11 protein-coding genes are annotated in these 13,616 nt (G+C 68.5%); 6 read left to right on the forward strand and 5 right to left on the reverse strand.

Annotated features, from left to right (window positions below; all coding sequences use genetic code 11):
* Positions 1-177 precede the first annotated feature (177 nt).
* Positions 178-597, forward strand: a complete 420-nt coding sequence (locus tag ABZ382_RS32380) for a hypothetical protein (RefSeq protein WP_357097022.1) — start codon at positions 178-180, stop codon at positions 595-597.
* Between the two features lie 64 nt (positions 598-661).
* Here ABZ382_RS32380 and ABZ382_RS32385 read toward each other — a convergent pair whose 3' ends face one another.
* The gene (locus ABZ382_RS32385) at positions 662-1,570 is read right to left on the reverse strand and encodes a LysR family transcriptional regulator (protein ID WP_357097024.1); all 909 of its coding nucleotides are present in this window, start codon (positions 1,568-1,570) and stop codon (positions 662-664) included.
* Positions 1,571-1,641: 71 nt separating this feature from the next.
* Between ABZ382_RS32385 and ABZ382_RS32390 the strand changes: the two genes are divergently transcribed.
* On the forward strand, positions 1,642-2,049 hold the full coding sequence (locus ABZ382_RS32390) for a nuclear transport factor 2 family protein (RefSeq protein WP_357097026.1): 408 nt from the start codon (positions 1,642-1,644) through the stop codon (positions 2,047-2,049).
* Between the two features lie 115 nt (positions 2,050-2,164).
* Here the strand turns inward: ABZ382_RS32390 and ABZ382_RS32395 are convergent, their stop codons facing one another.
* Positions 2,165-5,128, reverse strand: coding sequence for an AMP-binding protein (locus tag ABZ382_RS32395; RefSeq protein WP_357097028.1), 2,964 nt, complete (start codon positions 5,126-5,128; stop codon positions 2,165-2,167).
* A gap of 346 nt (positions 5,129-5,474) precedes the next feature.
* Here ABZ382_RS32395 and ABZ382_RS32400 point away from each other — a divergent pair, with 346 nt between their 5' ends.
* From ABZ382_RS32400 to idi, 4 genes are all read left to right on the forward strand, one after another.
* Positions 5,475-6,881, forward strand: coding sequence for a family 2B encapsulin nanocompartment shell protein (locus tag ABZ382_RS32400; protein ID WP_357097030.1), 1,407 nt, complete (start codon positions 5,475-5,477; stop codon positions 6,879-6,881).
* A gap of 15 nt (positions 6,882-6,896) precedes the next feature.
* Complete coding sequence (locus tag ABZ382_RS32405; protein ID WP_357097032.1) at positions 6,897-8,420, forward strand: family 2 encapsulin nanocompartment cargo protein terpene cyclase; 1,524 nt, start codon at positions 6,897-6,899, stop codon at positions 8,418-8,420.
* Positions 8,421-8,526: 106 nt separating this feature from the next.
* A complete protein-coding gene (locus ABZ382_RS32410; RefSeq protein WP_357097034.1) occupies positions 8,527-9,399 on the forward strand; it encodes a geranyl diphosphate 2-C-methyltransferase in 873 nt (290 codons plus the stop codon).
* A gap of 74 nt (positions 9,400-9,473) precedes the next feature.
* Positions 9,474-9,998 (forward strand): isopentenyl-diphosphate Delta-isomerase, encoded by a 525-nt coding sequence (idi, locus tag ABZ382_RS32415; RefSeq protein ID WP_357097150.1) that lies wholly within the window; start codon positions 9,474-9,476, stop codon positions 9,996-9,998.
* Between the two features lie 64 nt (positions 9,999-10,062).
* On the opposite strand, the gene ABZ382_RS32420 is transcribed toward idi, so the two are convergent.
* The 3 genes from ABZ382_RS32420 to ABZ382_RS32430 form a co-directional block, all read right to left on the reverse strand.
* Positions 10,063-11,310 carry a globin domain-containing protein gene (locus ABZ382_RS32420; protein ID WP_357097036.1) on the reverse strand — a complete coding sequence of 416 codons (1,248 nt, stop codon included), beginning with the start codon at positions 11,308-11,310 and terminating at the stop codon, positions 10,063-10,065.
* A gap of 9 nt (positions 11,311-11,319) precedes the next feature.
* Entirely contained in the window at positions 11,320-11,778 is a 459-nt protein-coding gene (locus ABZ382_RS32425; RefSeq protein WP_357097038.1) for an Rrf2 family transcriptional regulator, read from the reverse strand.
* A gap of 182 nt (positions 11,779-11,960) precedes the next feature.
* The gene (locus tag ABZ382_RS32430; RefSeq protein ID WP_357097040.1) at positions 11,961-13,451 is read right to left on the reverse strand and encodes an NCS1 family nucleobase:cation symporter-1; all 1,491 of its coding nucleotides are present in this window, start codon (positions 13,449-13,451) and stop codon (positions 11,961-11,963) included.
* Positions 13,452-13,616 lie beyond the last annotated feature (165 nt).

Below are 13,616 nucleotides of genomic sequence, written 5' to 3' on the forward strand. Positions count from 1 at the left end.
ACGGCCGGAAGGCGTACCTGGTACCGCGAGTCACGGTCCCAACCTGGGCGTATGACCAACTGTGAGTGGAATATTTTCTGAGAGAATTTTTCTCGAAATCGCTCACAGGAAGTGTGGAGCGGATACCTTTCACATCCAGTCGGCGCGTCTGGCCGACCGGATCGAGAGGTAGACACCATGGGCAAGATGCGAGCTGGTTACGGTGTGGGCGCTTTCGGCGCCATGGCCGCCGTCGCGGTACTGGCGGCACCCAACGCCAACGCGCTCATCAACAATGTGATCGTCGCGAGCACGAACCCGGTGGTCGGGTGCTCGTACCTGGTCACCGCGAACACCACCATCGGCGGCAGCCTGTTCACCGTCACGTTCCTCGACAACGGCGTCGAGTTCGGCAAGTCCAGCGTGGTCCTGGCCGCGAACCAGGCCACCATCAACTGGACCCCGAAGAGCGCGGGCAAGCACACCATCACCGCCAAGCAGGAGCTGATCAGCAGCCAGTCGGTCGACGTCAACGTCTCCGAGCAGAGCATCGTGTCGAAGCTGCTCGGCACCGGCAGCGCCTCCTGCACCTCGCAGAGCAGCCTGAGCGCGCAGTAACCCGCCGCATCGGCTCGACGCCCCCGGAGACTCCTTCCTCCGGGGGCGTTCGCCGTTTCCGGGGTCACTCCCGCAGGCGGGCCCGGACCTCGGCGGCCAAGGCCGCGGCGGAATCACGCAAGGCCTCGATCATGGGGTGATCGGGGGCGGTGGCGGCACGACGGTAGGCGAGGACGGTAGGACGCCGGGCGGCCGGGTCGTCGATGCGGACCACGGAAATCCGTGTCGGCAGCGCGGATACGACGAGCCCCGGTACCACGGTGATGCCCAGACCGGCGGCGACCAGCCCCAGTTTGGCGACCCAGTCCCGGGCGGTGTGCGCGACGCGGGGCTGCCACGCCGGCCCGGACCACGCGCCCAGCAGCGTATCGCCGGGGTCGGCGCTGCCGGCGATCCACGCCTCGGCGCGCAGCTCGGCGATCGGGACGCTGACCCGGCCCGCCAGGCGGTGAGCGGCGTGGACCGCGACGAACAGCGAATCGTCCAGCAGCGGTTCGACGTTCAGGTCTTCGGGATGATCCGGGCGGCCCGACAGCACGGCCAGATCGATGCGCCGCTTGATGAGCGCGGTCAGCAGGGACGGCGTGGCGCCTTCGCGCAGGTGTACGCGGACACCGGGATTGCGGGCGGCGACCCCGGCGATGGCGCCGGGGACGAGGGCGGCCATGGCGGTGGAGAACGCTCCCACGCGGATCCGTCCGGCGGGCAGCGGGTGACGCAGTTCGTCCCCGGCGGCGGCGATCGCGTCGAGCACGGTGTCGGCGTGGCGCAGGACGATCCGGCCCGCGTCGGTCGGATGCACGCCGCGGGCCCGCCGGTCGAACAGCGGAGCTCCCGCCGCCCGCTCCATGAGCGTGATCTGACGCGAGACCGCCGACTGGGTATAGCCGAGCCGTTCGGCCGCGCGCGTGAAGGACCCCGATCGCGCGGCCTCACGCACCACCCGCAAGCCGGTCACCGTGAACTCACCCATGCGGTCCAGTCATACCTGACATGCGAGATCCTCGCTGGTCGCATGCCCGTGCGGGTCGTAGTTTCGCAGGCATGAGCACGCTGGAGAACAAGGAAACGATTCGCGCCGTCTTCGCCGAGATGGCGGACGGCAATGGCCGCGCCCTGACCGACGCCATGGCCGAGGACTGCCGCTGGGTATTCCCCGGCAGCTGGTCGTGGGCCGCGGCGTGGGAGCCGAAATCCGTTGTGGTGCAGGGTCTGCTGCGCCCGTTGATGGCGCAGTTCGCGGGCGACTACCGAATGGTCGCCGACAGCATTCTCGCCGACGGCGACCGGGTGGTGGTGCAGGCACATGCCACCGGCACCACCCTCGCGGGCGAGCCGTACCCGCAGACCTATTGTCTGGTCCTGCGTTTGGCGGGCGGGCGGATCAGGGAGATCGTCGAATACTGCGACACCGCTCTCGTCGAACGGGTCCTGACTCCGCTCACGCCGTAGCCGTCGCCCGGATTCGCGATGGACATCCACCGAAATTCCCGCGCCACAACATTTTCCGCACCGGTGCCGCGACAAGCGCCCCGGCACCGGTGCCGGGGCGCTTGTCGCGGATCGATCAGGCGAACAGGCGTGACGCCAGTTCCGGGGTGAGCACCTCGTAGGCGTCGGTGGTGCGGTTGTACCACCAGGTCCGGTCATCGGGCTCGGCGCGGCCCGCGGCCTGCACCGCGCGGGTGGACGGCCGGAAGGTGGAGCTGCGCGGAATGTCGTCGACCACGTAGACGATGTCGGGGCGCTGCTCGGGAGCCAGGGCACGGACCGCCTCGGTGACATCCTTGGGGGCCAGGCCGAAGCCCTGGCGGACGCTCACCGCGGCCACCGCCAGCACCCGGTCGCGGGCCGGGATGGCGAAGGCCACCTCCATGTCGACCGCGGTGATGTCGTTGAGGACGTCCACGATCGGCTGGGTGTAGACCGGACCGCGCGGCGTCGGGATCACCGTGTCGCGGCGGTCCATCAGCCAGTAGTCGCCGTCGCTGTCGCGGCGGAAGAGGTTCTCGGTCGGCATCCAGGCGTCGCCGGGGGTGAACACCCCGCGCAGGCCGCCCGCGGACAGGTCGACGGTGTCGGTCACCGTGCCGATCAGCAGGCCCACCTCGTTGTCGGCGCAGCGCCGGGCGAAACCGCTGTCCTCGGTGAGGATCTCGTCGGTCAGCGGGTCGTAGGCGATGAGCTCCACCTTCGCGGTGCCCGGCACCGGACGGCCCTTGGAACCGATCTTCGCGCCGGCCACATTGGCCAGCACCACGTCACCCTCGATGGAGGCGTAGAACTCGACCACCTTGGCGGGGGTGAAGCGTTCCTCGGTGCGCCGCCACAGGCCCGCGGGCATGCCCGAGCCGATGAACAGGCGGATCGGGTGCGGGTGCCCGGCGACGAAGGTGTCGGTGTCGAGGATGTCGCGCAGCATGGTCCAGGTGTAGGTGACCACGGTGACGCCGTAGCGGTGCACCTCCTCCGCGAACCGGGGCGGCTCGAGCGAGCGGGCCAGCGCGATGCGGCTGCCACCGGCGACCGCGCCGCCCAGACTCACCAGCAATCCGGACGAATGGTGCAGCGGCGCAAGGCAGTACACGGTGTCGTGCCGGCCCAGGTCGGCGGCCGAAGCGGTGCCGAAGGCCGACAGCGCCCAGCGGTGGTTGGTCACGTACTTGACGTCGAACTTGTCGCCGGTGCCGGTGACCAGGATGAAGGCCAGTTCCCGGGCCAGGCCCGGATTCGGGCGGTACCAGGCGGGCAGCTCCACCGTGTCGGGGTCGATCTGCTCCATGTCGATCACGTCGGCGCCCGACGGGACGTCCAGTTCGCGAGCGTCGCCGCCGCCCAGCACCAGCACCCGGTGCCCGGTGGCCGCGGCGCTGGCCAGGTTCTCCGGATCGGCGATGAGCAGCTTGGTGCCGGTCAGCTCGGCGATCTTGGCCAGTTCGCTGCCCGGCGCCAGCAGCACCGCGACCGCGCCCAGGCGCGAGAGCGCCGCGATGGCGGCCAGCGCGCTGGGCCGGGTCTCCATGACCACGCCGACCCGGGTCGCGGGGCGCACCCCGACCGAGATCAGCCCGCGCACCACATTGTCGATGCGCTGGTTGACCTCCTCCTGGGTGTGCACGCGGTCGTCGAACAGGAACAGGTCCCGGCCCGGCGCGCGCTGGGCCTGCTCGGTGAGCAGGCGGCCCAGCGAGATCCGGGTGTGCGGCTGGATCATGCCCAGCCGGGTCAGCCGGGGCAGCGCGCGGGCGGCCTCGCTGGTGAGCTCGACGGTGCCGCGCAGGGTCTGCCCGGCCACGCCCTCGATGGTCTTGCCGACGCTGGTCCCGGCCTCGGCCAGGGTGCCCAGGGCGTGCACCACCCGGGTGAGCCCGGTGCGCGGGCCGCCGCGGACCACCTCGGTGCTCATCCGCTCGACCTGCTCGGGCAGGTCGCCGCGGCCACTGACGTGGTTGACCCAGTCGCGGACCACGGGCCAGGTCTGCTTGGTGGCGGTGGATCCCGACACCAGTCCGAAATGCCCTGCCACGATGCTGGTCTCGTACACCTCGGCGTTGGGGGCGGCGCGCACGATGCCGCGCACGGCGGCGGGCTGGCCGATGTCGTCGACCTCGCCGACGAACGCCAGGATCGGGCACTTGATCTCGGCCAGCGAGATGAGCTGGTCGCGGATCACGAAGCCGCCCAGCATCATTCGATTGTGCTTGACGAACTGCTGCAGCAGGTCGGTGAGCGCCGGGCCGGGATATCCGAGCCAGCCGTCGACCTCGAGGAAGCGGCGCTGGCGCTCCTTGGGCAGCAGCGCCTCACGGTTGTGCAGCTGGCGCAGGAAGTCCAGCCGGGCGCGCACCGTCTTGACCGGGTCCAGGGCCTGGAAGCCCAGGCGCACCATGGAATCGGTGATGGGCAGCCGGTTCAGCACGTGGTCGGTGAGGAAGTCCGCGGCGTCGGCGGCCAGCCCGTGCGGCAGGCCGAACGGCATGCCGGCCACGGCGTCGACCGGGCTGCCGAAGGTCACGATGGACTCGATGCCCTTGCCGTAGCGGTAGGCGGCGGTCTGATAGGCGAACATGCCGCCCTGCGAGTAGCCCATGAGATGGACGGCGCGCCCGGTGATCTCGGTGACCGTGTCGATGGCGCTCGAGACCGCCAGCACGTGGTCGGCGAGGTCGCGGTCCCAGCCGCCCTCCTCGGTGGCGGGCGAGCCGAAATCGACCACCCAGCAGTCGATTCCGCCCTGGTGCAGAATGCCGACCGCCCCATCGGCGGCATTCACGTCCCAGATCTCGGCGGTCACCATGATGGGCGGCACCAGCACCACCACGGGGCGCTCGGCCCCGGTGTCATCGGGGAAGTAGTGCCGCAGGCGGTACATCCGCTTCCGCTCCACCACTTCGTACGGTGACGATTCGATGTCGTGAACCAGCCCCCCGAACCGGATCACCTCCAGCCCGTTCTGCGCGGTCGCGACCAGTCGCTCGATCGGACCCACGACGGACCTCGTATTGAATTTCACGGCTTCTCTCCCAGACATTTCCTGGCCTTGACCAGCGTCACCCGCCCCGACGCGTCCCGATGAGCTTGCCATACCCCCAGCCTACTGCGCTGGCGCTGTGACCAGCACCATGCGAGCTATTCGTGGCTAACCAAACCGGCCGTTCGGGGTTTACGGGATACAGCAACATTCCAGGCATCATGTTTTGCCTTTTCGGTCCGCAGCACCCAAGCGACCTCTACCATCGGTATCGCTGGAACGCAGTGTCGCGCTTGTCAATTCACTCACTTGTCTAATTTCTGCAGGCCTTTTCCCCGGCCTGCTGCTCTGCCGTGGACTCCACCGCTCTATGACCGCGGTGGCCCTTCTAGGTGAGGACCGCAGCATGACCATCGAATTGCCCATCGAGCTCACTAACGGCCAACGCAAGTCCCTCAGCACCGCCGCGGCCAGCCAGCTGGCCCACACCACCAAATCCGAACCGCAGATGCAGGGCATCAGCTCCCGCTGGCTGACCCGCTCCCTGCCGTGGACGCAGGTGAAGGGCGGTGTCTACCGGGTCAACCGCCGCCTCACCCACACCGTCGGCAACGGCGAGGTGGAGTACATCATCAACGGCCCGCACGCCCGGGTCATCCCGCTCGAACTGCAGGAGCTGCCGCAGCTGCGCGGCTTCGACGACGAAGAGGTGCTGGCCGCCGTGGCCGGGCGCTTCGAACAGCGGGACCTGCCCGCCGGCACCGTGGTCGCCGAATTCGGCAACCCCATGGACCAGGTGCTGCTCATCGTGCACGGCAAGCTCTCCAAGATCGGCGCCGGCGAGTACGGCGAGACCACCAAGCTCGGCATGCTCGGCGGCGGCGACTTCTTCGGCGACGAGACCCTCACCAGCGGCGACGCCATCTGGCCGGTCACCATCAAGACGGTCACCCCGACCACCATGCTGGTGCTGGCCCGCTCCACCGTGGAGCAGCTCACCGAGAACATTCCGGCACTGGCGGAACACCTTTCCGCCGTGGCCACCGCGCCCGCGCTGCCGCAGAACAAGTACGGCGAGGCCGAGATCCTCATCTCCTCCGGCCATTCCGGGGAGCCGATGCTCGAGGGCACCTACGTCGACTACGACGACCAGCCCCGCCAGTACGAGCTGAGCCTGGGCCAGTCGGTGCTGCGCGTGCACACCCGCGTCGCCGACCTGTTCAACGATCCGATGGATCAGATCGAACAGCAGCTGCGCCTGACCATCGAGGCCCTCTACGAGCGCCGCGAATACGACCTGGTCAACAACCCGGACTTCGGTCTGCTCAACAACTGTGACCTCAAGCAGCGCATCTACACCGAGTCCGGTGCGCCCACCCCGGACGACATGGACGACCTGCTGTCCATGCGCCGCAGCACCAAGCTGTTCCTGGCCCACCCCAAGGCGATCGCCGCGTTCGGCCGCGAATGTTCCAAGCGCGGACTGTATCCGGACCCGGTGGAGGTCGACGGCCATCGCGTGCCGGCCTGGCGTGGGGTGCCGATCTTCCCGTGCGGCAAGATCCCGGTCTCCGACACCCAGACCACGTCCATCCTCGCCATGCGGACCGGCGAGAAGGATCAGGGCGTGATCGGCTTGCACCAGACCGGAATTCCGGACGAGTACGAGCCCAGCCTGAACGTGCGATTCAAGGGCATCGACGATCAGTCGATCATCTCCTACCTGGTCAGCTGCTACTACTCGGCCGCCGTCCTGGTCCCCGACGCGCTCGGCATTCTCGACAATGTGCTGGTCGCCCGTCAGTCCGACTGAGCGAGGTGTCCCCCCATGTCGGTGCTCTCCCGCGCCGCGGCCCCGCCTGCCACCCATGAGGTGGCGGCGGCCGTCGCCGCTCTGCTGACCAATCTCGACACCACCGCACCCGAGACCCTGTTCGCCGCCGCCGAAGCCGCGGCAGCCCAGGGTGATCGATCCCTCGGCCTCGCCGATCCCGGCCTCGGCGCGCCCGAGGAGCTCTCCCCCCGACGGCTACTCGGCCCCTCCGGCCTCGGGGCCCCGAGTCTCCGCGTGAACCTACCCACCCCCCAGGTGATCACGGAGCTCGCGGGACAGGCATCGCGTCCGCCGTCGCCTGCCGGCGGCGCGGTGCCGACGCCGCGGCCGCCGATCTCCCCGGACCGGCCGCGGGGTCCCATCCCCCGGTCCCTGGGTTCGGGTCGGATTCCCGCGCCCCCGGCCACTCCGCCCGTCGCACCGGTGACCCCGGTCTCCGGTGCGGTGCCGAGTTCGGTTGAGCCCCGCCAGTTCTCGCACGGACCGTCCGGTATCGGGACGGCTTCCACCCATCGGGGCCAACCGCGCGGATCGATGATCCCCACGCTCTACTGTCCGCCGCCGGTGCGGGACAACCCAGCGCTCGCGGAGGCGGTGAACATCGGAATCATCGCGTGGGCCGAGGAGATCGGGCTCTACGAGGGCCGGCTCGACGAGCTCCGCAAGGCCGACTTCGGCCGGTTGATCATGCTCGCGCATCCGGACTGCGACGATGCGGACCGCTTGCTGGCCGCCGCGAAATGCGCGGTCTCGGAGTGGTCGGTCGACGACTACTACTGCGAGGAGGACGCCAGCGACATCGCGCCCGACGGCAGCAAGTCCAGCGCGGAGGCCGAGCTGGGGCCCCGGCTCGAACTGGCCGCCGCCGCCATGGATCCCGTGCACCTGCCACCCCGCTACCAGGTCGAGGTGGAGGAGGCGATGCGCGCCGATCCCATCCTGCGCGCCTTCCGCACCTCCTTCGAGCACCTGTCGCGGTTCGCGACCCCGGCCCAGGTGGCCCGGTTGCGCACCGAGATCGCGGGCTGGTTCATCGCGCTCGGCGCCGAGGCGGGCTGGCGGGCGGCCGGCCGGATGCCGCCGGTGTGGGAATACCTGCTGAACCGGCAACCGCACAGCTTCCTGCCCTGCATGGCCCCGCTGGACGCTGTCGGCGGGTACGAGCTGCCCGCCGCGGAGTACTCCGATCCGCGGGTGCGGCGGGTGGTCACCACCGCCGCGCTGGCCAGCCAGATGGTCAACGACCTCTACTCGATGGCCCGCGAGGACCTGTCGGGCGGGCGGGAATTCAACCTCCCGACCGTGCTGGCCGCCGAGGAGAACTGCTCGCGCCGCGAGGCCGTGCGGCGCACCGCCGAGGTCCACGACGAACTGGTGCACCGCTTCGAGGCCGAGGCGGGTGCGCTCGCCGCCACCGGATCCCCGGAGCTGCGCCGCTTCCTGACCGGGCTGTGGTCCTGGATGGGCGGCAACCGCGCCTGGCACGCGGACAGTCGCCGCTACAACGACAACCCCTGAGCCGCTTCGCATTCCACGCGATCCGGTGTTCCCGTCCCGCACTCCGGTGTGTCCGTTCGCGCAGTACTTCCAGCGTCATATCACCCATTCGAGAGGATGACCTGCCATGACCGCGCTCCACCCCCAGACCGACGCCGTCCTGAAGACCGAGTACCAGAAATCGGTCGCGTCGTACTGGAACAACAACCCCAACGACGACCGGGTCAACACCAAACTCGGCGAGGTGGACGGGCTCTATCACCACCACTACGGCATCGGCGCACCCGATCTGTCGGTCCTCGAGGGTCCGGAGGAGACCCGCCAGGAACGACTGGTCAAGGAGCTGCACCGGCTCGAGACGGCCCAGGCCGACTTACTGCTCGACCAGCTCGGCGACGTCCGCCCCGGCGACGCGCTGATGGACGGCGGATCCGGCCGCGGCGGCACCAGCTTCATGGCCAACCAGCGCTTCGGCTGCCGGATGGATGGCGTCACCATCTCCGAGTACCAGGTGGGCTTCGCCAACGACCAGGCCGGCGAGCGGGGCGTCTCGGACAAGGTGCGGTTCCACTTCAAGAACATGCTCGACACCGGGTTCGAGACCGGCTCCAAGCGCGGCATCTGGACCAATGAGACCACCATGTACGTGGACCTGTTCGAGCTGTTCGCCGAGTTCTCCCGGCTGCTCGAGCCGGGCGGGCGCTACGTCTGCATCACCGGCTGCTCCAATGACGTGTTCGGCGCCCGCTCCTCCTCGGTGAGCTGGATCGACGCCCACTACGGCTGCAATATCCACCCGCGCAGCCAGTACTTCAAGGCGCTGGCGGCCAACAACCTGGTGCCGGTCGCGGTCCGGGACCTCACCCCGGACACCATCCCGTACTGGGAGCTGCGCACCCACTCGGAGCTGGCGACCGGAGTCGAGAAACCCTTCCTGACCTCGTACAAGGAGGGCAGCTTCCAGTACCTGATGATCGTCGCCGATAAGGTGGGCAGGTGACCGGCACCCTTGACACATCCGGCACCACCCCGGTGGCGGATTCCGACGCCACCCCGGTGGCCGACCGCGAGACCCTGCTCGTCGAACTCGTCGACGAGCAGGGCCACGCGCGCGGATCACTGTCGGTGGCGGCGGCGCACACCGCGCCCGGACAGCTGCATCGAGCGTTCTCGGTGCTGCTGTTCGACGCCGGTGGGCGGGTGCTGTTGCAGCAGCGGGCCGCGGTGAAGACTCGCTTTCCGCTGCTGTGGACCAATACCTGCTGCGGGCATCCCGAGCCCGGGCAGCCGGTGCTGGAGGCCGCGGCCAAGCGGCTGCACGAGGAGCTCGGCGTCACCGCGGAACTGTCCGAGGTGGGCGCGTTCACCTACCAGGCCACCGACCCGAACACCGGCCGCGTCGAGTTCGAGTACGACCATGTCGTGATCGGGCGGCTGGACGACACCGTCCCGCACCCGGATCCGGACGAGGTGGCCGACACCGCGTGGATCCGGCCCGACACCCTCGCCGAGGACGTGGCGCGCGAACCCGCCCGCTACACCCCGTGGCTGAGCGGCGTGCTGACCGTGATCGCGGCCCGCGGGCGGGGCGCGGAGTAGGCGGCGCACCCCGCGGACCGGGCGCGCGCTCGCGGGCCGCGCCCGTCCGTTGCGCGAACGCCCGTCAGGCCGGCGCGGGCTGCGACTCGACGTCCATCAGCCAGTCGTTCGGCGCGAAGAGCTCGAAATGGACTCGGTCCGAAGGGATTCCGGCGGACATGAGCTGGGCGCGGACGTACTGCAGGAAGCCGGTGCCACCGCACAGGTAGTAGTCCGCGTCCTCCGGGAGCTCCACCCGGCTCAGATCCATCAGACCGTGGCCGTCGGCGCGGTACCAGGTGCGGTGGTACACATCGGCCAGGCGGCGGGCCAGGTCGGCGACCGTCTCGCGCAGCGGGTGCGCGGTGGTGGAGCGGTCCGCGTGCAGGATGACCGTTCGGCGCGTGGGGGTTTCGGCGGCCAGGTATTCCAGGATGCCCGCCATGGGGGTGACGCCGATGCCCGCGGAGATCAGCACCAGCGGAGTGGTGGCCGCCGGATCGATGGTGAGATCGCCGAAAGGCAGCGTGATCTCGAGGGTGTCGCCCACGCCGATGTTCTCGTGCAGCCAGTTCGACACCTCACCGGCGGGGGTGGCCTCCTCGGCCACCACCTTGCGGACGGTGAATGCGAGCGAACCGTCGCCACCCCGGTTGACCAGGCTGTACTGCCGCAGCTGCCGGGCGCCGTCGGACAGTCGCGCACCGACCGAAATGTACTGTCCCGGTTCGAAACCGGGCAGCGGGCGAGCGGGATCGGCGGACTCGACGACGAAGGTGGCCACCCCCGAGGGGTCGTCGGCGCGGCGCACCACCCGGGTCTCGCGGAAGACGTCACCGGGCTCGACCCCGGCCGCCGTGTAGAGCTCGCGCTCGAAATCGATGAGGGTCGTGGCCATCAGCCAGTACACGCGATCCCAGGCCGCGGCGATCTCCGCGGTGACCACGTCCGCGCCCAGCACCTCGACGATGGCGGCGAACAGGTGCTCGTGCACGATGCGGTACTCGGGTTCGGTGACGCCGAGCGAGGCGTGCTTGTGGCCGATGCGGGCCAGCAGTTCCCGCGGATGCGGCAGATTCGGGTCCACGAGGTGGGTGGCGAAGGTGGCGATGGAGGCGGCGAGGGCCTTCTGCTGTGCGCCGTCGTGCTGGTTGCCGCGATTGAAGCGGTCGCGCAGCAGTTCCGGGTGGGCGGCGAACATTTTCGAGTAGAACAGCGCGGTGATCCGGTCGATGTGCGCGGCCACCAGGGGCAGGGTCGCGCGAATCACGTCGGCGTGCTCGGGTTCCAGGTCGACGACATTGTGGAGGGTGGAATCCGGCGCGAGCCTCATGAAGGTCTCCTAGGTGTCGATGAGTTCCGCTGCCGGGAAGACCGGCAGATGCAGCAGTTCCACGGTTCGCTGATCCACCAGATCGGACAGCCGGTACCGGTCCAGCTCGGCATAGAATGCGTTCTGCGCGGTCGCGAGGAGACCCCGCAAACGGCAGGCATTCGCGAGCGGGCACGGATTGACTCCGGCACAGTCGATGACTTCTTCGTCACCTTCCAGCTGCCGGACAATGGTGCCGATGGTGGTGGTGCGGCCGGCCTCGGTCAGGAAGATCCCGCCCGTGCGCCCGCGCTGGGACTCGACGTAGCCGAGTTCGGCCAGCTTGGAGACGGCCTTGGCGACATAGTTCTCCGAGGCGTTCACCTGCCGCGCAATGAGTTTGACGGTGACGCGCTCGTCGGCCCCACTGCTGACCGCCAGGCGCATGAGCGACCGCAAGCCGAGATCGGTGAACCGGGAGAGCTGCATGAGATCCACCGTACTAATTGCGATTCGGAAAAGCCGAATATTTTGACTGTGCCCTTTAATACGCGAAATCGTGGGGATTATGTAATCCGCGCCACATTCACCGAGGGTTCGATATCACTGAAATGGCAAATCCCTGGCAGCGTCCGGCACCGCTGCCAGGGATTCGGTGAGGGGGATGCCCCTCAGGCCGTGACCATCAGCTTGGTGCGGGTGGCGAGCCCGTAATAGATGACCAGCGCCAGCCCACAGCCGATGAACCAGCTGTACTGGGCCGCGGTGTGCATGCCGTACACGTCCTTGGCCAGCACCGGGAATACCGCCGCGATGGCGCCGATCACAGTGGCGATCACCGCGACCGGGTTGAATCCGTTGCGGTACCAGTACTTTCCGGTCTCGGCCATGGTGAACAGCTCGTCGACCACGATGGTCTTCTTGCGCACCAGGTAGTAGTCGGCGATGAGCACGCCGAACAGCGGTCCGATGAACGCGCCCAGCACTTCCAGGGTGTAGTGGATGACGTCCGGGTTGTTGTACAGGTTCCACGGCGTGATGAGTACCGACCCGACCGCCGCGATCATGCCGCCCATCCGCCACGAGATCTTCTGCGGGCTCACGTGCGAGAAGTCGAAGGCGGGTGAGATGAAGTTGGCGACGATATTGATGCCGACCGTGGCGATGGTGAAGGTGAGCGCGCCGAGCACGATCGCGAAGGTGGAGTCGATGCGCGAGACGGTCTCGACGGGATCGGTGATGAGCTCGCCGTACACCGGGATGGTCAGCGACGCGGTGATCACCACCAGCAGTGAGAAAGCCAGGAAGTTGACCGGCAGCCCGAGCAGGTTGCCGCGCCTCACCGCCTCCATGGACTTGCTGTAGCGGGAGAAGTCGCCGAAGTTCAGCATGGGCCCGCAGAAGTAGGACACCACCAGCGCGATCGCGCCCAGCAGCACCGGCAGGGCGTCCCAGCCGTGGTACTTCACCGCGCCCAGTTGCAGGTCGATCGCGCCCCAGCCGGCCTGGTAGATCAGGTAGCCGCACAGGAAGAACATGACGACATACACGGCGGGACCGCAGAAGTCGATGAACTTGCGGATGGACTCCATGCCCTGCCAGAACACGGCGGCCTGCACGATCCACAGCACCAGGTAGGCGCCCCAGCCGAGCAGCGACAGGCCGAGGAAGCCGTAGTCGCCGGACTTGGCGTAGGGGGCCAGGCTCGGGAAGAGCTTGACCGCCACCACGATCAGCGCGGCCGAGGCCAGGTAGGTCTGAATCCCGTACCAGGCCACCGCGATCAGGCCGCGGATGATGGCCGGGATGTTCGCGCCCTTCACGCCGAAGGCGCTGCGGCACACGACCGGATACGGGACGCCCGCGCGCTGGCTGGGCGCGGCCACCAGATTGCACAGGAAATATACGATCGTGATGCCGATGAGCAGGGCGACCAGCACCTGCCAACCCGCCAGGCCGAGCGCGAAAAGGCTACCGGCGGTGACGTATCCGCCGACGCTGTGCACATCCGACATCCAGAAGGCGAAGATGTGGTACGAGCCCCAGGTCTGTTTCTTCAGGGGGGCGAGATCGTCATTGGTGAGCCGGAGGTCGTAGTCTGGAGCGGGCGGCGGTGCCGCTGATTCCGCACCCGCCGATGCGGGAGTGACGATGTCGGTCATGGGGTTGCATCCGATCCGAAAGCCGATGAGTGTGCTCAAGGTAGGAATCAGCCGTTCCCCATGGATTGCTTTTCGGTTTCCGGGTCATTGCGTGATCCGTATATCTTTTCCGACCAGCCCGTTCACACGTGCTTCACATTTCTCGGGCGCGCAGTGCGGGATTCG

The sequence above is a fragment of the Nocardia sp. NPDC005825 genome (genome assembly GCF_040630175.1).
In the GTDB taxonomy this organism is placed as follows: domain Bacteria; phylum Actinomycetota; class Actinomycetes; order Mycobacteriales; family Mycobacteriaceae; genus Nocardia.